The 18,951-nt window shown below is 70.0% G+C and carries 15 protein-coding genes; 12 read left to right on the top strand and 3 right to left on the bottom strand.

Translation table 11 applies throughout. The features are described 5' to 3' along the window. Positions 1-38: 38 nt before the first annotated feature. From ACFWY6_RS01985 to ACFWY6_RS01970, 4 genes are all read left to right on the top strand, one after another. The gene (locus ACFWY6_RS01985) at positions 39-923 is read left to right on the top strand and encodes a TatD family hydrolase (RefSeq protein WP_384685225.1); all 885 of its coding nucleotides are present in this window, start codon (positions 39-41) and stop codon (positions 921-923) included. A gap of 135 nt (positions 924-1,058) precedes the next feature. After that, entirely contained in the window at positions 1,059-2,318 is a 1,260-nt protein-coding gene (locus ACFWY6_RS01980; protein WP_384685222.1) for a ubiquitin-like domain-containing protein, read from the top strand. 124 nt (positions 2,319-2,442) lie between these two features. Then, a complete protein-coding gene (gene rsmA, locus ACFWY6_RS01975; protein ID WP_384685219.1) occupies positions 2,443-3,312 on the top strand; it encodes a 16S rRNA (adenine(1518)-N(6)/adenine(1519)-N(6))-dimethyltransferase RsmA in 870 nt (289 codons plus the stop codon). Continuing rightward, a complete protein-coding gene (locus ACFWY6_RS01970) occupies positions 3,309-4,196 on the top strand; it encodes a 4-(cytidine 5'-diphospho)-2-C-methyl-D-erythritol kinase (RefSeq protein WP_384685216.1) in 888 nt (295 codons plus the stop codon). The genes rsmA and ACFWY6_RS01970 overlap by 4 nt, the downstream gene beginning before the upstream one ends. Positions 4,197-4,352: 156 nt before the next feature. On the opposite strand, the gene ACFWY6_RS01965 is transcribed toward ACFWY6_RS01970, so the two are convergent. After that, positions 4,353-5,594: an RNA-guided endonuclease InsQ/TnpB family protein gene (locus ACFWY6_RS01965; RefSeq protein WP_384685213.1), complete on the bottom strand. Its 1,242-nt coding sequence runs from the start codon at positions 5,592-5,594 to the stop codon at positions 4,353-4,355. Between the two features lie 237 nt (positions 5,595-5,831). Here ACFWY6_RS01965 and ACFWY6_RS01960 point away from each other — a divergent pair, with 237 nt between their 5' ends. The 5 genes from ACFWY6_RS01960 to ACFWY6_RS01940 all read left to right on the top strand — a co-directional run bounded on the left by ACFWY6_RS01960 (position 5,832) and on the right by ACFWY6_RS01940 (position 13,665). Beyond that, entirely contained in the window at positions 5,832-6,860 is a 1,029-nt protein-coding gene (locus ACFWY6_RS01960) for a DUF4328 domain-containing protein (RefSeq protein WP_384685210.1), read from the top strand. Positions 6,861-6,915: 55 nt separating this feature from the next. Further along, entirely contained in the window at positions 6,916-8,748 is a 1,833-nt protein-coding gene (locus ACFWY6_RS01955) for an ABC-F family ATP-binding cassette domain-containing protein (RefSeq protein ID WP_384685207.1), read from the top strand. A 146-nt stretch (positions 8,749-8,894) separates the two neighbouring features. Then, a complete protein-coding gene (locus ACFWY6_RS01950; RefSeq protein ID WP_384685204.1) occupies positions 8,895-10,706 on the top strand; it encodes a PQQ-binding-like beta-propeller repeat protein in 1,812 nt (603 codons plus the stop codon). Positions 10,707-10,779: 73 nt separating this feature from the next. Beyond that, positions 10,780-12,615 (top strand): PQQ-binding-like beta-propeller repeat protein, encoded by a 1,836-nt coding sequence (locus ACFWY6_RS01945; RefSeq protein ID WP_384685201.1) that lies wholly within the window; start codon positions 10,780-10,782, stop codon positions 12,613-12,615. A gap of 324 nt (positions 12,616-12,939) precedes the next feature. Continuing rightward, positions 12,940-13,665: a LuxR C-terminal-related transcriptional regulator gene (locus ACFWY6_RS01940; RefSeq protein ID WP_384685197.1), complete on the top strand. Its 726-nt coding sequence runs from the start codon at positions 12,940-12,942 to the stop codon at positions 13,663-13,665. 22 nt (positions 13,666-13,687) lie between these two features. On the opposite strand, the gene ACFWY6_RS01935 is transcribed toward ACFWY6_RS01940, so the two are convergent. Both ACFWY6_RS01935 and ACFWY6_RS01930 read right to left on the bottom strand, forming a co-directional pair. Then, positions 13,688-13,969, bottom strand: coding sequence for a hypothetical protein (locus ACFWY6_RS01935; RefSeq protein WP_384685194.1), 282 nt, complete (start codon positions 13,967-13,969; stop codon positions 13,688-13,690). A 24-nt stretch (positions 13,970-13,993) separates the two neighbouring features. Then, positions 13,994-15,676, bottom strand: coding sequence for a sodium:solute symporter family protein (locus ACFWY6_RS01930; protein WP_384685191.1), 1,683 nt, complete (start codon positions 15,674-15,676; stop codon positions 13,994-13,996). Between the two features lie 268 nt (positions 15,677-15,944). On the opposite strand from ACFWY6_RS01930, the gene galT reads away from it, so the two are divergent. The 3 genes from galT to ACFWY6_RS01915 all read left to right on the top strand — a co-directional run. Further along, positions 15,945-17,003: a galactose-1-phosphate uridylyltransferase gene (gene galT / locus ACFWY6_RS01925; protein WP_384685188.1), complete on the top strand. Its 1,059-nt coding sequence runs from the start codon at positions 15,945-15,947 to the stop codon at positions 17,001-17,003. Then, the gene (gene galE, locus ACFWY6_RS01920) at positions 17,000-17,953 is read left to right on the top strand and encodes a UDP-glucose 4-epimerase GalE (RefSeq protein ID WP_384685185.1); all 954 of its coding nucleotides are present in this window, start codon (positions 17,000-17,002) and stop codon (positions 17,951-17,953) included. Before galT ends, galE begins: the two co-directional genes overlap by 4 nt. 20 nt (positions 17,954-17,973) lie before the next feature. Further along, a partial coding sequence (locus ACFWY6_RS01915; RefSeq protein ID WP_384685182.1) for a galactokinase occupies positions 17,974-18,951 on the top strand: 978 nt, incomplete at its 3' end.

The following is an 18,951-nucleotide window of genomic DNA, read 5'->3' as shown; positions in this document are numbered from 1 at the left end:
CCCGCTGCACAGGATCGGGCCCTTCGTAGGATCGGGGCATGCCTTCCAACGACGCCGACTCCAAGAACGCCGCGCCGCCGCTGCCCGAACCGCTGCGGGTACCGGTCGCCGACTCCCACACCCACCTCGACATGCAGTCGGGCACGGTGGACGAGGGGCTCGCCAAGGCCGCGGCGGTCGGCGTGACGACGGTCGTGCAGGTCGGCTGCGACGTGGCGGGGTCGCGCTGGGCCGCCGAGACGGCCGCCGCGTACGCCGCCGTGCACGCCACGGTCGCCCTGCACCCCAACGAGGCGCCCCGCATCGTGCACGGCGACCCCGACGGGTGGTCCCGGCAGGGCGCGCGCCAGGCGGGCGGCGACGCGGCGCTCGACGCGGCGCTCGCCGAGATCGACCGCCTCGCCGCGCTGGAGCACGTCAAGGGCGTGGGCGAGACCGGCCTCGACTACTTCCGCACGGGACCGGAGGGCAAGGAGGCCCAGGAGCGGTCCTTCCGCGCCCACATCGAGATCGCCAAACGGCACGGCAAGGCCCTGGTCATCCACGATCGCGAGGCCCACGACGACGTGCTGCGCGTCCTGAAGGAGGAGGGCGCCCCCGAGCGCACCGTCTTCCACTGCTACTCCGGCGACGCGGAGATGGCCCAAGTGTGCGCGGAACACGGCTACTTCATGTCCTTCGCCGGCAACATGACCTTCAAGAACGCGCAGGGTCTGCGGGACGCCCTGGCCGTCGCGCCGCTGGAACTCGTCCTGGTGGAGACCGACGCCCCGTTCCTGACGCCCGCTCCCTACCGCGGACGGCCTAACGCTCCGTATCTCATTCCGGTCACATTGCGGGCCATGGCCGAGGTGCGGGGCATCGGCGAGGACGCCATGGCCGAGGCGATCTCCGCGAACACCGCGCGCGCCTTTGATTACTGACCGATAACGCCTAAAGCCCCATAGTTCAGGGCAGTACGACGACACTGCGTAGCCGTGGCGCTTTGGAGAGTGACGATCGCTCCGCTAGGTTCTGTCCGCCTCGCCCGATCCGGACCCGAACCGTGGAGCGTCGTCGTGAGTCAAGCGCAGTACGGGACGTCTCACTTCCCCCGGCAGTCCACCGGGCCCGAGCCCGTCGACGCCCCGCGCCCCGATGACGCCCCGCGCCCCGACGACTCCCCGCGCCCCGTCGGCGGCCGGGCCCAGGCGCGGCGGGCCGCGCGGCGCAGGAAGAGCGGCCCGGAGCGGCCCGACTCGCTGCGGCGGCTGCTGCCGCAGGCCCTCGTGGTGGCCTTCCTCGCCGGCGGCACCTCGGCGTTCGTCGCCAACGACAAGGCCGTGCAGCTCACCGTCGACGGCGAGGCCCGCACCCTGCACACCTTCGCCGACGACGTGGGCGAGCTCCTGGAGGACGAGGGCGTGGACTTCGACGCCCACGACATCGTGGCGCCGACCGCGAACACCGCCCTGGCCAGCGGCGACGAGATCGCCATCCGCTACGGCCGGCCCGTCGAGCTCACCCTCGACGGCGAGCGGCGCGAGGTGTGGACGACGGCGCGCACGGTGGACGGCGCGCTGCGCCAGCTCGGCGTGCGCGCGGAGGGCGCCCAGCTCTCCGCCTCGCGCAGCAAGCGCATCGACCGGGGCGGCCTCGACCTCGACGTACGGACCGAGCGCACCGTGACGGTCATGGCGGACGGACGCGAGCGCACCATCCGTACCAACGCGGCGACCGTGCGCGAGGCGGTCGAGGAGTCCGGCGTCAGCCTGCACGGCCAGGACACCACCTCCGTCGCGCCCGGCAGCTTTCCGCGCGACGGCCAGACGATCACCGTGATGCGGATCTCCGGGCGCAAGGAGGTACGCGAGGAGCCGATCCCCTTCGACGTGCGGCGCACCCAGGACCCGACGCTCTTCAGCGGTACGGAGGTCGTCGAGCGCCCGGGGCATCAGGGCACCCGGCGGGCCACCTACGCCCTGCGGACCGTCAACGGCGTCAAGCAGAAGCCGCGCCGGGTGAAGTCCGAGGTGGTGCGCGAGCCCCAGACGCGGATCGTGAAGGTCGGCACCAAGCCGCCGCCGGACTCGGTGGCGGGCGCGGACGGCCTGAACTGGCGCGGGCTCGCCCAGTGCGAGTCGGGCGGCCGCCCGAACGCGGTGGACGGCTCCGGCACCTACGGCGGCCTCTACCAGTTCGACACCCGGACCTGGCAGAGCCTCGGCGGCAAGGGCCGCCCGCAGGATGCTCCGGCGCAGGAGCAGACGTACCGCGCGAAGAAGCTGTATGTGCAGCGGGGGAAGAGCCCGTGGCCGCACTGTGGGGCGCGGCTGTAGCCGCCCTTGCCGTCCTCACTGTGGGCAGGCGTTCCGCAGGGCGGAACGGGTGGGCACAGCCCTCGCTGCCGGGCAAGCGCTGCACAGGGGCAAAGGGGTCGGGGGGAGCCCGTAACCTGGGGAGGTGAGCAACACTGAGCCCGGCGCGCTCCTGGGCGCCTCCGACATCCGCGAGCTGGCAGCCGCCCTGGGCGTACGCCCGACCAAGCAGCGTGGCCAGAACTTCGTCATCGACGCCAACACGGTCCGCCGCATCGTCCGCACCGCGGATGTCGGCCCCGAGGACAACGTCGTAGAGGTCGGCCCCGGACTCGGCTCCCTGACCCTCGCGCTCCTGGACACCGCCGCGCACGTCACCGCGGTGGAGATCGACGACGTACTGGCCGGCGCCCTGCCCGCCACCATCGAGGCCCGCCTCCCCGCGAAGGTGAACTCCTTCGCGCTGGTGCACAGCGACGCCATGCTGGTGCGCGAGCTGCCGGGCCCCGCCCCGACCGCACTGGTCGCGAACCTCCCGTACAACGTGGCCGTCCCCGTACTGCTGCACATGCTCGACACCTTCCCGACCATCGAGCGCACGCTCGTCATGGTGCAGGCCGAGGTCGCCGACCGCCTCGCCGCGGCGCCGGGCTCGAAGGTGTACGGAGTGCCGTCGGTGAAGGCCAACTGGTACGCCGACGTGAAGCGCGCCGGGTCCATCGGCCGCAATGTCTTCTGGCCCGCGCCGAACGTCGACTCCGGGCTCGTCTCGCTGGTGCGGCGGGCCGAGCCGGTCAAGACCACGGCCTCCAAGCGCGAGGTGTTCGCCGTCGTCGACGCCGCCTTCGCACAGCGCAGGAAGACCCTGCGGGCCGCGCTGTCCGGGTGGGCCGGTTCCGCGGCCGCCGCGGAGGCCGCGCTCGTCGCCGCCGGGGTCTCCCCTCAGGCGCGCGGCGAGGCGCTCACGGTGGAGGAGTTCGCGCGCATCGCCGAGCACAAGGAGGCCGGCGCGTGAGCGTGACCGTACGGGTTCCCGCGAAGGTCAACGTCCAGCTCGCGGTGGGCGCCGCGCGCGCGGACGGCTTCCACGACCTCGCCAATGTCTTCCTCGCCGTCGGCCTCTACGACGAGGTCACGGTCACGCCCGCGGACGAGCTGCGGGTGACGTGCGAGGGCCCCGGCTCCGATCAAGTGCCTTTGGACCGTACGAACTTGGCGGCGCGGGCGGCGGAACTGCTCGCCGCCCGGTACGGGATCGCGCCCGACGTGCACATCCACATCGCCAAGGACATCCCCGTCGCCGGCGGCATGGCGGGCGGCAGTGCGGACGGCGCGGGCGCGCTCGTGGCGTGCGACGCGCTGTGGGGGACGGGTGCCTCGCGGGATGAACTCCTCGGCATCTGCGCCGAGTTGGGCAGCGACGTGCCGTTCAGCCTGGTGGGCGGGGCGGCGCTCGGGACGGGGCGCGGGGAGAAGCTGGAGCCGCTTGAGGTCGGGGGCGGCTTCCACTGGGTGTTCGCCGTCGCCGACGGAGGGCTCTCGACCCCGGCCGTGTACGGGGAGTTCGACCGGCTGACCCCGGTCGCGCCGGACCCCGAGGCATCCCCGGCGCTGCTCGACGCACTGCGTACGGGCGATGCGGCCGGCCTCGCCGCGAGCATGGTCAACGACCTTCAGCCCGCGGCCCTTTCGCTCTTCCCGTCCCTCAAGGACACCCTCGCGGCAGGCACCGCCGCGGGCGCGCTCGCGGCGCTGGTCTCCGGCTCCGGGCCGACGACGGCGTTCCTCGCCGAGGACGCGGAGTCGGCGCGGCGGGTGGCCGACGCGCTGCTGGCCTCCGGCACGTGCCGGGCGGCGCGGGTGGCGGAGGCGCCGGCTCAGGGGGCTGCGGTGCTCTGAGCATCTACCTGGCGTTGGTCGCGTTTCCCTGGCCTCTGCTGCGGTTGAACGAGCGGAACGGGTGGGGCGCGTTCGGCGGGCCCACTCACTGCAGGGGTGGATGCGACGCGTTTCGCCTGCGGTGTGCCGTACGTCGAGTTCGTCAACTGCCCGTCGTTAAAGCGGCGGGCTTGCACAGCGGGCGCCACTGGGTGTGGTGCTGTGCTTGCGTCCAGCCCCGCTCCGAGTCCTGCCTCGGGGAGGGGCGGGGGTGATTGACCGCACCCCGCGTCGCCACAACTCTTCCGCGCGGGCGCGGATGTTGCGGGAGCTGTTGCGGTCTGCGTGATCAACGAATCCGCAGGACCGGCATGCGAACCAGGCTTGTGACACCCGGTTCGCCTTGTCGTTGTGGCCGCATTCGGCGCAGGTGCGGGAGGTGTACGCCGGATCGACGTGGACCACCGGCACTCCGGCTTTGCGGGCCTTGTACGCGATGAACTGCCCCAGCTGGGCGAAGGCCCAGGTGGAGTGGGTGGCCCGTTGGGGCTTGCGAAGCCGTGCCCGTTCGCGGATGCCCGTCAGGTCTTCCAGGGCGATTCCGCGACCGGTGCGTTCTGCCTCGGCCACCACGTGTTTCGCGATCTTGTGGTTGATGTCTTTGGCCCGCCGTGCTTCCTTGCGTCGCCGCTTCTTGGCGCGGCGCCTGGCGGAGGGGGTGTTCTTGCGTTGCAGCTTCGTGCGCAGGCCGCACTCGCGGGTGCGGACCCGGTTGAGCTGGCGCCCGGCCATGATCTGGCCGTCCGAGGTGGTGGCGATGTTCACGATGCCCAGGTCGATGCCGAGAAAGCCGTCTGGGGCGGTGTTCGACTTGGCCTCGGCAACCTCGCAGGTGGCGTTCAGGAACCACATGCCGTCCCGTGCGATGAGGTCGGACTCGCCCTTGCGGTACAGAGCCAGGCGCGCCACCTGCTCGGGGGACGCGGTGAACGCCACGCCCTTCAGCCGCCCCGACAGGGTCCAGATCGACACCTTACGGTCCGGGATCTGCCAGGACAGCATCCGGTCGTCATACGGCTGCGCACCCTCCGGACGGAAGACGGCCGGATTCTCGGTGGCGCGGCGGTAGCGCCGGGACCCCGGCCTGCCCAGATTACCGGCCCTCAGATTCGCCTTCAGCGTCGCGTACGCATCACAGGTCTTCTTGATGACGTGCTGAGCGGCCTGCGCCCCCAGTCCCCAACGTTGCTTGATCTCGCTGTACGTGTGCTCGCGCAGCGCGAAGTTCCGCCTCACGTCCTTGGCGAACGCCACCTCGGACGCCCACGTGGCAGCCTCGTTGCAGGCGTGCAGGGTCGCCTCAAGTGCCGCCGCCTGCACGGGCGTCGGCACCAACTTGACCTGCACTGTGGCCTTCACAAGACCCGACCGTATGCAGCTGACCGTACGAACGGACCCATTTCGCACAATCGACCACCATCCAGCGACGCGCCGTCCGCATGTTCGTATCACTCGCTCCGCGTTACGGCAGCTCCGCGCCCGAACCGAAACCCGTCAGCGGGAGTCCCCCTGGCGGCACTGATCGCCTAACCTGATCGCTCGGCGCTTGGACGGAACACCCGTCCCAGACCGCCGAGTTGAGATCGGGGGCGGAAAATGAACTGCACGCGATGCCAAGCGGCAGCGCTTGGCTCCGACGGGCGCTGCCCGCAGTGCGACGGAGGCCCGGCGCGCAAACCCTGGCAAGCGCCGGACGCCCCGCCGGCTGCCACCCCGCTTCCGTCGGCCGCCACTCCGTCTTCGTCGGCCGCCGCTCCGCCTCCGCCCGCCGCCACCCCGCCCCCGCCGGCCGCACCACCCGGCCCGCCCGGCCGGCCCGGTGGCCACCCGGGGTATCCCGGATACCCGCCCCCGCCCGCCACCCCGTACCCCCGCTACTACGTCCCGATCCCACCCCGTCCCACCCCGGCCGGAGGCCTCGGTACCGCCGCCTCGATCCTTCTCGGCGGTGTCGCGGGACTCGCCCTGCTGCGGCTCGTCGCCGACTTCGATCTCTACGGTGACCTCGGCCGTTCCTGGTTGCTCTACTACGACGACGACTTCGGCGAGTTCTGGGGCGTCACCGTCATCCTGCTCGGCATCGGCTTCCTCGCCGCCGTCCCCGTCTTCCTGACCTGGTTCCACCGGGTGCGGATGAACGCGGAGGTGCTCGCGCCGGGACGGCACCGGCAGTCGCCCGGCATGGCGATCGGCGCGTGGTTCATCCCGGTGGCCAACTGGTGGATCCCCAAGCAGATCACCGACGACATCATCGCGGCGAGCGAGCCGCCGGGCGCCCCGCAGCCGCCGGTGGGCCCGTACGGCTCGGGACCGTACGGTTACGGCCCGCAGCCCTATCGCCCCGGAAGCGGCACCGTCACCGCCTGGTGGATCACCTGGGTCACGTCCAGCGTCACCAGCGCGCTCGGCTGGATGCTGCTTTCCGCCGCGGACGACGGCGACGTCGGGCAGGCAAGGACCGCCGTACTGATGTTCATCCTCTCCGACCTGACCCTGATCGCCGCGGGGATCTGCGGCCTCATGGCGGTCCGCCTGATCAGCACCGCGCAGGACGTACGGCTGGGATTCGCCCGCCCCGGAATGCCGGGTACGCCGATGCCTCCGCACCGGCCGCCGGGCTGGTAGCCGCCGCCTCCGACTACGCTGGGAGATCGATCGATCCCCCTTACCTGGAGCGTTAATGGCCGTCAATCTGGTCAATGTCGAGGCAGTCAGCAAGGTGTACGGCACCCGTGCCCTGCTCGACGGTGTCTCCCTCGGCGTGTCCGAGGGGGACCGGATCGGCGTCGTGGGGCGCAACGGAGACGGGAAGACGACCCTCATCCGGATGCTCGCCAAGCTGGAGGAGGCCGACACCGGGCGGGTCACGCACAACGGCGGGCTTCAGCTCGGCGTGCTGACCCAGCACGACTCGCTCGACCCCGAGGCCACCGTGCGGCACGAGGTCATCGGTGACCTCGCCGATCACGAGTGGGCGGGCAACGCCAAGATCCGCGACGTGCTGACCGGCCTTTTCGGCGGCCTTGAGATGCCTGGCTTCCCGCAGGGTCTCGACACCGTCATCGGGCCGCTCTCCGGTGGCGAGCGGCGGCGCATCGCGCTCGCGAAGCTGCTCATCGGCGAGCCCGATCTGATCGTGCTCGACGAGCCGACCAACCACCTGGACGTCGAGGGCATCGCCTGGCTCGCCGAGCATCTGCGGACGCGGCGCTCGGCGCTCGTCTGCGTCACGCACGACCGCTGGTTCCTCGACCAGGTGTGCACGCGCATGTGGGACGTACAGAGCGGGTCCGTCTACGAGTACGAGGGCGGGTACTCCGATTACGTCTTCGCGCGTGCCGAGCGTGAGCGCATCGCGGCCACCGAGGAGACCAAGCGGAAGAACCTGATGCGCAAGGAGCTGGCCTGGCTGCGGCGCGGGGCGCCCGCCCGTACCAGCAAGCCGCGGTTCCGCATCGAGGCAGCCAATGAGCTGATCGCCGATGTGCCGCCGCCGCGCGACACCAGCGAGCTGATGAAGTTCGCGACGACGCGGCTCGGCAAGACCGTCTTCGACCTGGAGGACGTGACCGTCCAGGCCGGGCCGAAGGTGCTGCTGAAGCATCTGACCTGGCAGCTCGGTCCGGGCGACCGTATCGGCCTGGTCGGCGTGAACGGCGCGGGCAAGACCTCGCTCCTTCGGGCCATGGCCGAGGCCTCCCGCTCCGACGGTGACGTACAGCCCGAAGCGGGGCGCGTCGTGGTCGGCAAGACCGTGAAGCTGGCTTACCTCTCGCAGGAGGTGGCCGAGCTCAGCCCGACGCTGCGGGTGCTTCAGGCCGTGCAGCAGGTGCGCGAGCGCGTCGACCTCGGCAAGGGCCGGGAGATGACGGCGGGACAGCTCTGCGAGACGTTCGGCTTCAACAAGGAGAAGCAGTGGACGCCGGTCGGTGATCTGTCCGGTGGCGAGCGGCGCAGGCTTCAGCTCCTTCGGCTCCTGATGGACGAGCCGAACGTCCTCTTCCTCGACGAGCCGACCAACGACCTCGACATCGAGACGCTGACTCAGCTTGAGGACGTTCTCGACGGATGGCCGGGGTCCATGGTCGTGATCTCCCACGACCGGTTCTTCCTGGAGCGCACCACCGACAAGGTGTTCGCACTTCTGGGTGACGCGACGATGCGGATGCTGCCGCGCGGCATCGACGAGTATCTGGAGCGCCGCAAGCGGATGGCGGACGCCGCCGTCCCCGCGGCCCCCGCCGCCTCGTCCACCGCACCGGCCGCCGCGCAGAAGACCGTCTCGTCCGCGACTGTGTCTTCTAAAGAGAACCGCGCCGCCAAGAAGGAACTCCAGAAGATCGAGCGGCAGCTGGACAAGATGTCCACGAAGGAGACTTGGCTGCACGCGCAGATCGCCGATAACGCCACGAACTTCGAAAAGGTGGCTGAACTGGACGCCCAGCTTCGTGAACTCATCGGCGAGCGCGACGAGTTGGAGATGCGCTGGCTCGAGCTGGCGGAGGACGCGTAGAGGTCTCGTAACAGACGCATCACGGGCCGGTCCTCCCTTGGGAACAGGGGGCGGACCGGTCAGGTGTGCTAGTGGTCCAGGGTGATAGAAAGGTCGGCCTGAGCACCACTTGGCGTGCCGAAAAATCAGTGAAGGGGGAAGCGCTGATGACTCAGCCGCCCAACCAGCCGCCGTCCGGCGGTTTCGGAGCTCCGCAGGATCCGCAGCAGGGAGCCGCTCCGCAGCCACCGGGCCAGCCACCACAGGCGCCCGGCCAGCCGCCGCAGGCCCCGCCGGCTCCGCCTGCGGGGCAGCCCGGTTACGGCTATCCGCAGACGCCGCCCGCGACCCAGCCCGGCTACGGCTATCCGCAACAGCCCGGCCAGCCCGGACCGTACAACCAGCCGGGCCCTTACGGCCAGCCCACGCAGCCGGGCCCCTACGGGCAGCCCACGCAGTCGGGCCCCTACGGATACCCGCAGACGCAGCCGCAGTTCCCCGGCGCCCCGGGTGCTCCCGGCACCCCGCCCGAAGGCGGCAGCAAGAACCCCTTCAAGGGCAAGCCCGGTCTGATCGTGGCCGCCGTGGCCGCCGCGGCGCTCGTCATCGGCGGTGTCGCCTGGGCCGTCGTCGGCGGTGACGACGACGGCAAGAAGAAGAAGCCGACGGCCGGCAAGAGCGACGACCCCAAGCCCACCGGCTCGGCCCCGGTCAACCCCGGCACCGGCGACGGCGACGGCGGCGAGGAGCAGGAAGACCTCAACGCGGGCCGCCAGCCCGGCGAGTCGAAGGTGCTCTGGTACAAGGAAGCGCCCAAGGTGCCCGGTTCGGGCGCCGACGCCAACGGCATGTGGGTCAAGGACGACATCGCCGTCAAGGCCGCGTTCAAGGAGATCAACGCCTACAACGTCGAGACGGGCAAGGCCGCGTGGCCCACGATCAAGTTCCCGCAGAAGATCTGTGGCAGCACCCCGACGCCCACCGCCGACGGCAAGATCGTCGTCGCGTACAAGGACGGGCTCAAGGACGACGCCAAGTGCAGCCAGATGCAGGTCGTCGACCTGAAGACGGGTGACAAGGGCTGGAAGAAGCCGGTCGAGGAGGAAGGTCTCTTCGACTTCGCCAGCAACGCCGACCTCTCCATCACCGGTGACACGCTGATGGTCGGCCGCTCCCAGTCCGGCACGGCCCTGCGGATGAGCGACGGCAAGAAGCTCTTCGTCTCCGACAAGAAGGACGAGGGCACCTGCTTCCCGAGCGGCTTCGCCGGCGGCAAGAAGATGCTCCGCGCCCTGTCCTGCGGTGCCGGCTCCGACACGGAGCACGACGAGCTGCAGCAGATCGACCCGAAGACCGGCAAGGCCGTCTGGACGAAGAAGTTCCCCAAGGGCTGGAAGGTCGGCCGGATCTACTCCGAGAGCCCCACGGTCGTCTACCTCTCCAACGAGGACAAGAAGCAGTGGAACATCACCACGCTGAAGCCCAACAGCAGCGCCACCCGTTCTGAGGTCAGCGTCGACGAGAAGTTCGCACCGGAGTGCGGCGGTTCGACGTTCCTCGGCGGCAGCCTGCAGGGCTGCCTGGGCGCGACGGTCGACGACAAGAACCTCTACCTGCCGACCGAGGCGACCTCCGGTGCCAACGAGGTCGTCGCGATCAGCCTCTCCACCGGCAAGGAGGCCTGGCGCACGAAGTCTCCGCTGGAGGAATCGATGCTGCCGATGAAGGCCGAGGGCGGTTCGCTCATCGCCTACGTCAACCCGTCGTACGACGCCGGTGGTCAGATCGTCTCGATCTCGACGTCGGGCTCGCACACGCCCAAGACGCTCCTGAAGAACCCGGAAGGGACCTCGGAGATCGAGAACGGCTTCTTCTCGAAGGACGTCGACTACGTGGACGGACGCTTCTACATCTCCACCACGCGGCTCTCGGGCAGCACTCAGGGCCAGGAGAAGCTGATGCTGGCCTACGGAAAGTAGTCCTCTCCGCCGCCCGGTCAGCCTCCCGCCCACGCCTCACGCCGCAAGCTTCTCGCCTCAAGGAAAAGACGTCATGACGCAGCCCCCACCGCCCAACGAGCCCCCGCAGGGCGGGTTCGGCGCCCCCCAGGATCCCCCGCCGGCCGGTTTCGGCAAGGCCCCCGAGCCGAACCCGAACCCGGGCTACGGCTACCCGCAGGCGCCCGGCACTCCGCCGCCCGCCCAGCCGCCGACGCCGCCCCCGCCGCCGCAGGGCCAGCCCAACTACGGCTACCCGCAGGCTCCCCAGGCCCCCGGCACCCCGCCCCCCGGCCAGCCCCAGGGCTATGGCTACCCGGGGCAGCCGGGCCAGCCCGGTCAGCCGGGTCAGCCGTACGGCCAGCAGCCTCCGTACGGCGCCTACCAGCCGCAGCCCCCGACCATGCCGATGACCCCGCAAGCCGGCGGCTCCGGTGGCTCCGGCGGCGGGCTCAGCGGCCAGATGAAGATCATCATCGGCGCGGTGGTCGCGATCGCCCTGATCGTCGGCGGCGGTGTCTTCTACGCCACGACGCAGAAGGACGACACCGAGGCCAGCTCCGAGGGCTCGTCCGGCGGCAAGGGCGGCGACGGGGAGAAGAAGGGCGGCGGCGGCTCGGCCCAGGGCGGCCCGGGCAAGGAGAAGGTCCCGGCCAACACCGCGGGCAAGATCGTCATGCAGCTCCCGCAGCCCGAGGTGCCCAAGGACGACGTCTGGAGCATCAAGGGCTCCTGGCTCACCGACGGCGTCTACGCCAAGGCGGGCGTCAACGAGATCGTCGGCTATGACTCGGCCACCGGCAAGGAGGTGTGGACGCGGCCGCTCAAGGGCCAGACGTGCGCCGCATCGCCCGAGATCACCAAGGACGGCGTCGCCGCGGTCGCGTACGAAGAGGCCAAGCGGAACAAGTCGGGTGACCACGAGACCTGCTCGCAGATCTCCGGGATCGACCTGAAGTCCGGCGAGCTGCTCTGGACGGAAGAAGTCAAGGAGGGCAGCTCGGCGGCGCGCGTCGAGGAGCTCACCATCAGCGGCAGCACCGTCGCGGCCGGCACCAGCGCGGGCGGCGCGGCCTTCAAGGCGGCCAACGGCGACCACCTGTGGGAGCCCGAGGTCGGCAGCAAGTGCCAGGACGAGGGCTACGCGGGCGGCGAGCAGCTGGTCGCGGTGCGCAAGTGCGGTGACTACGACGACGAGAAGCTGAGCATCGAGCTGCTCAACGCGAAGTCCGGCGACGCCGAGTGGACCTACCCGGTGACGCCGGGCGTCGACAACGCCAAGATCATCTCGACCAGCCCGGTGGTCTACGGCCAGGACACCCAGGAGATCACCTCCAGCGGTGCCACGGACGTCTTCTCGCTCGACGACCAGGGCAAGCTGCGCGCCAAGATCTCGCTGCCCGACGGCAAGTACGACCACAACTGCGAGGTCAACGTCGTACACGACTGCAGCTCGATCGCCGTCGGCAACGACAAGCTGTACGTCCCGACCCGCCAGCACGACGGCGGCGGTGACAGCTACAGCCAGACCAACGAGATCATCTCGTTCTCGCTGGAGACGGGTAAGACCACCGGCGACCGCGCCGACGCGGGCGAGGACGGCGAGATGTTCCCGATCCGGATGGACGGCGGCAACATCCTGGCGTACAAGGACGGCGGCTACAACAAGGGCTCCCAGGTCGTCTCCATCAACGGCAAGACGATGAAGGAGACCAAGCTCCTGGAGACCCCGGCGGCCGAGGCCGTCGGCAGCGCGATCAGCAGCATGGTCCCGAAGTCGAACGAACTCCTTTACGGCGACGGCAAGTTGTTCCTGGGCAAGGAACTGATCAGCAAGCCGTACTCGAAGGACGAGAAGGAGTACACGGCGCTCGGCTTCGTCGCGGAGTAGGCGGAAGCAGGCAGAGCAGGCAGAGCAGGCAGAGCAGGCGGACCGGATCCGCAGGCCCGCGCCGCGCGCGTGACACCGGACGGCCCCGTTCCCCTTGTGGAGCGGGGCCGTTCCGCATTCCCGTGCGCGGCTTCCGTACGCACGTACCCCGAATCACCCATTCATGGCCGGGATTTCCGCATTCCGGGCCGCTTCTCGCCGGTAGGGGGCGCGCAACGTCGAACAAGCGTGTAGCTTCCGGGGGATGAGTGGGTGCAGGGCCGGGGGGCCCTCGATCCGTGGGGGATCAGTGGGGATCAGTGGGGATAAGTGGGGGGTTGCTCTATGGGTGTGCGGCTCATGGTGGTCGACGATCACCGACTGCTCGCCGAGGCGCTCGCCTCGGCGCTGAAACTACGTGGCCACCGGGTGCTCGCCGCGGCCGCGCCCGCCGCCGGTGCGGCGGAACTGGTCATCAGCCGGGCCCCAGAGGTCTGCCTCCTCGGCACGGCGACGCCCGCGGAGGCCGGCATGTTCGACCCGGTGGTGAAGATCAAGCGGGAGCGTCCGCAGGTCGCGGTGGTGGTGCTCGGCCCGGTGCCGAGCCCGCGCGGCATCGCGGCGGCGTTCGCCGCGGGCGCCTCCGGCTACGTACGCCATGACGAGCGCATCGAGGGCGTCGAACGGGCCATCATGAAGGCGAGAGCGGGCGAGGCGGCCGTCGCCCCGCAGCTGCTCCAGGGCGCCTTCAGCGAGCTGCTGAATCCGGCGGCGCAGCCCGACGACGAGGGGCAGCGCCTCCTCCAGATGCTGACGCCGCGCGAGGTCGAGGTGCTTGTGCGGGTCGCGGACGGCGAGGACACCCGGCTGATCGCCGCCGGGATGGGCATCGCGCCGAGCACCGCGCGGACGCATGTGCAGCGGGTCCTGATGAAACTGGGCGTCGGGTCCCGTCTTGAGGCCGCGGCGCTCGCCGCGCGGACCGGCCTCCTGGACCGCGCGGAACGGCCGGTGTCGGCCTACGCCGACGATGCGGAGAAGCCGACGGAGCCCGAGTCACCGCCACAGTGAACTCGGGCCCCGGTCACGGGTGTTACTCGTCCTCCGGCTCCTGGGCGGGCGCCGCCGCGGGGCGCAGCCAGAGCCAGCCGAGGAAGAAGAGCCCGAGCGCCAGCATGGCCAGGCCCGTCCACAGGTTGATGCTGATGCCCTCGGCCTTGTCCAGGTCGGCGTCGGACGGTGATATCCCGGCGATCGTCACGATGACGCCGTACACGACGAACAGGCCGCCGATGATGCGCCGGATGTCGAAGAGACGGGCCGCCGTGGCGGACTTGCGCTCCAGCTCGGAGACTTCGTTCTGCAGTTCAGACATGATCTTGTGGACCTCCGATCGGGATTAGAGCGAGTACGGCAGGTAGCAGGCCGCCGCGAGCACGATGGCGCCCCAGCCGAGCAGCGCGGGCTTGCGGTACCAGGCGTCGTCGCCCTCGGCGGGCGGCTCCTCGATGCCCGGCGCGGTCGTCCCGTACACCAGACCGGCCAGTTCGGCCTCCGGCTTGGGCGCGGTGAAGAGCGTGACGACGACCATCACCACGGCGCCGGCGACGAAGCCGACGATCGCCGAGACGAAGTTGGCGCCCTGGTCGGTCGGGATGTCGATGACGCCCTGCTTGTAGATCCAGAAGTAGTTGACCATCGCGGCGGTGGTGCCCGCGACCAGGCCCCACACACCGGACTTCATCGAGGCGCGCTTCCAGAACATGCCGATGATGAAGACCACGAACATCGGGACGTTGAAGAAGGAGAACAGCGTCTGCAGGTACCCCATGATGTTCGAGAACGACGAGGCGATGAAGGCCGTGCCGATGGAGGCGATGACACCGATCGCCGTGATGAGCCGGCCGAACTTCAGGTAGTAGCCGTCCTCGCGGTCCTTGACCACGTACTTGGCCCAGATGTCGTACGTGAACACGGTGTTGAAGGACGACACGTTCGCCGCCATGCCCGCCATGAACGCGGCGAGCAGACCGGTCACCGCGATGCCGAGCACGCCGTTGGGCAGCAACTCCTGCATCAGGTAAGGGATCGCGTCGTTGTACGTCAGATCCGAGCCCGCCGTGCCGATCTTCGGGACGAGTACGGCGGCGACCAGGCCCGGGATCATCACCAGGAAGACGATGAAGATCTTCGGGAAGGCGGCGATCAGCGGGGTGCGCTGGGCGGCGGAGAGGTTCTTCGCGGACAGGGCGCGCTGCACCTCGGCGAAGTTGGTCGTCCAGTAGCCGAAGGAGAGCACGAAGCCGAGGCCGAGGATGATCGTGAGCCAGTTCGCGCCGAGCGGGTTGGCGTCACCGATGCCGGTGCCGCCCCACGCGGTCATGAAGTTCTCGCCGTGCGACTTCTCGATCGAGCCGGACAGGCCGTCCCAGCCGCCGACCTTCTTCAGGCCTATGACGCAGATCGGGATCAGCGCGGCGAGGATCACGAAGAACTGGAGGACTTCGTTGTAGATCGCCGAGGAGAGACCGCCGATGGTGATGTACGCGAGGACGAAGAACCCGGCGACGACGATCGCCACCCACTGCGGCCAGCCGAGCAGTGCCTCGACGACGATCGACAGGGCGTAGAGGTTCACGCCCGCGATGAGGATCGCGGCGAACGCGAAGAGCACCGAGCTGAGCAGGTGCGCCGACTTGTCGAAGCGCTGGAGCAGGAACTCCGGCACCGAGCGGACCTTCGACCGGTAGTAGAACGGCATCATCACGAGGCCGAGGAAGACCATCGCGGGGATGGCGCCGATCCAGTACCAGTGCACGACGGCGACGCCGTACTGGGCGCCGGTGGCCGCCATGCCCAGGATCTCGGTGGCGCCGAGGTTCGCTGCGACGAAGGCGAGGCCGGTGACCCAGGCGGGCAGCGAGCGGCCCGAGAGGAAGAAGTCGAGGCTGGTCTTCACGGAGCGCCGGGCGGCGAAGCCGATCCCGAGGACCACGGCGAAGTAGATCGCGAGGATCGCGTAGTCGAGGCCGTTGGTGGGCAGCCGAAGCCCCTCGGCCAGGGTTTGTGTGGGGGACTGCATAGGTGAACTCGCTTCGTTGCGCGAACGGATCAGACCGGAACCTACGCCTCTCGCTTCAATAACTGAACAGTTCTGTTGGTGTTCTTTGTTGGATTGTGATCGGACGCATAGGTTCAGCCGAGATCCAGCCCGCCCCGGCCCGCCCCGGCCCGTTCCAGCCCGTTCCAGCCCGTGCTGGACCGGTCACGCCGCGGCATTGACGTTGCTGTTGCCTTGTGGTTTGTTGTGTGCGGTTATGTTTGATGGGTGTTGGTGAGGAGCCCCGGACGTGAAGAAGACCTCGACCCGTCTCGCAGACGGTCGTGAGCTCATCTACTACGACTCGCGCGACGACGCGGTGCGCGATGCCATCGACCGCAGGCCCCTGGACCCCATCTCCACCACCTCGGAGATCCGGCGCGATCCGCTGCTCGGCGACGCCGTCGCCATCGCCTCGCACCGCCAGGGCCGCACCTACCACCCGCCGGCCGACGAATGCCCGCTCTGCCCCTCCCGGGGCGAGCGGCTGAGCGAGGTCCCCGACTCCTCGTACGACGTCGTGGTCTTCGAGAACCGCTTCCCCTCGCTCGCCGGCGACGCGGGCCGCTGCGAGGTCGTCTGCTTCACCTCCGACCACGACGCGTCCTTCGCCGACCTCACCGAGGCGCAGGCCGGACTCGTCCTAGAGGCCTGGACCGACCGCACCGCCGAGCTCTCCCACCTGCCCTCCGTCGAGCAGGTGTTCTGCTTCGAGAACCGCGGCGCCGAGATCGGCGTGACCCTCGGCCACCCGCACGGCCAGATCTACGCCTATCCCTTCACCACTCCGCGTACGTCGCTGATGCTGACGTCCCTTGCCGCGCACAAGGAGGCGACGGGCCGCAATCTCTTCGACGACGTCGTCGCCGACGAGCAGGCGGGCGAGCGGGTGGTCCTGGACGCCGAACACTGGGTCGCGTTCGTCCCCCACAGCGCGCACTGGCCGTACGAGGTGCACCTCTACCCCAAGCGCCGGGTGCCCGACCTGCTCGGGCTCGACGAGGCCGCGCGCACAGAATTCCCCCAGGTCTATCTGGAACTGTTGAGGCGCTTCGACCGGATCTTCGGCGAAGGTGAACAGCCGACTCCGTACATCGCGGCCTGGCACCAGGCGCCCTTCGGCTCGTCGGCCGGACATGTCGGGATCAACCGGGACGACTTCGCCCTCCACCTCGAGCTTTTCACCATTCGCCGCACTTCGGGCAAGCTGAAGTTCCTCGCGGGTTCCGAATCCGGCATGAGCGTGTTCATCAACGACGTGCCGCCGGAAGCCGCGGCCCAGCGACTGCGAGAGGTAGCGAGTTCATGAGCGGTAAGTACCTGGTCACCGGCGGTGCGGGCTATGTGGGCAGTGTGGTGGCCCAGCATCTGATCGAGGCCGGGCACGAGGTGACCGTCCTCGACAACCTCTCCACCGGCTTCCGCGAGGGCGTCCCGGCGGGCGCGACGTTCATCGAGGGCGACATCCGCGATGCCGCCAAGTGGCTGGACTCCTCCTATGACGCCGTGCTGCACTTCGCCGCGTTCTCGCAGGTCGGTGAGTCCGTCGTGCAGCCCGAGAAGTACTGGGACAACAACGTCGGCGGCACGATGGCGCTGCTCGCCGCGATGCGTTCCGCCGATGTCCGCAAGCTGGTGTTCTCCTCCACCGCCGCGACGTACGGCGAACCGGTCAGCACCCCCATCACGGAGGCCGACCCGACGGCGCCCACTTCTCCGTACGGTGCGTCCAAGCTCGCCGTGGACCACATGATCACCGGCGAGGCGACCGCCCACGGCCTGGGCGCGGTCTCGCTGCGCTACTTCAACGTGGCGGGCGCGTACGGCGCCTACGGCGAGCGGCACGACCCCGAGTCGCACCTCATCCCGCTGGTCCTCCAGGTCGCCCAGGGCAAGCGCGAGGCGATCTCCGTGTTCGGCGACGACTACCCGACCCCGGACGGGACGTGCGTGCGCGACTACATCCATGTCGCGGACCTCGCCCAGGCGCACCTCCTCGCCGTCGACGCTGCCACCCCCGGCGAGCACCTGATCTGCAACCTCGGCAACGGCAACGGCTTCTCCGTACGCGAAGTCATCGAAACCGTCCGCCAGGTCACCGGCCACCCGATCCCCGAGGTCATGGCCCCGCGCCGCGGCGGCGACCCGGCGGTCCTCGTCGCATCCGCGGCCACCGCGCAAAAGCGGCTCGGCTGGAATCCGACCCGCGCGGACCTCGCGGGCATCGTCGCGGACGCGTGGGCGTTCGCTCAGCGGTAACTGGCGTTAAGGGGTAACTCATGGACGTAGCGGGGCAGTTCACGGAGCTTTACGGGTACGCGCCCGACGGGGTCTGGTCGGCACCAGGCCGGGTCAACCTCATCGGCGAGTACACCGACTTCAACGAGGGCTTCGTGATGCCGCTCGCGCTGCCGCACACCGCGGTGGCGGCGGTGGCACGCCGCACCGACGGCGTCCTGCGGCTCCACTCGGCCGACATCGACGCCCCGGTGGCCGAACTGCGCGTCGACGAGCTGACCCCCCTGTCGAAGTATGGGCAGGGCGGCTGGGCCGCCTACCCGGCGGGCGTGGTGTGGGCGCTGCGGGACGCGGGCCACGCGGTGTCCGGCGGCGCGGACATCCACCTGGCGTCGACCGTGCCGACGGGGGCGGGCCTCTCCTCGTCCGCCGCCCTGGAGGTCGTCACGGCGCTCGCCCTGAACGACCTGTACGAACTCGGCCTGCCCCGCCCCGAGTTGGCGGTCCTCGCCCAGCGCGCCGAGAACGCCTTCGTCGGCGTCCCCTGCGGTGTCATGGACCAGATGGCATCGGCGTGCGCCACGGCAGGACACGCCCTGCACCTGGACTGCCGGGACCTGTCGATACGTCAGATCCCCTTCGACCTCGCCGCGCAGGGCCTGCAGCTCCTGGTGGTCGACACACGGGTCAAGCACGAGCTGGGGGACGGTGCGTACGCCGAGCGGCGGGCGGGCTGCGAGGAGGGCGCGGCCATCCTCGGGGTGTCTCACCTCCGCGACGTCCCGTACGCGGAACTTCCGGCCGCCCTGGCCAAGTTGACGGACGAAAAGATCCGTCGATACGTCCGCCACATCGTCTCGGACGACCACCGCGGGGGGGCCCGGCCCGCCCCCCGCCCCCGGCCCCGCCCGGGGGGGGGCCCCCACAGCAGGCCGGGGCGGCCCGGGGCCGCCGGCGCCGTGAGCGCGGGGGCCGCGACGCCGCTGCTGCCCGCCGGGGTGCCGGTGCTGCTCGCCCTG

The sequence above is a fragment of the Streptomyces sp. NPDC059037 genome, from assembly GCF_042740015.1.
Lineage (GTDB): Bacteria > Actinomycetota > Actinomycetes > Streptomycetales > Streptomycetaceae > Streptomyces.
Note: the sequence above shows the minus strand (reverse complement) of the source record. Positions and strands in the feature narration are given on the sequence as shown.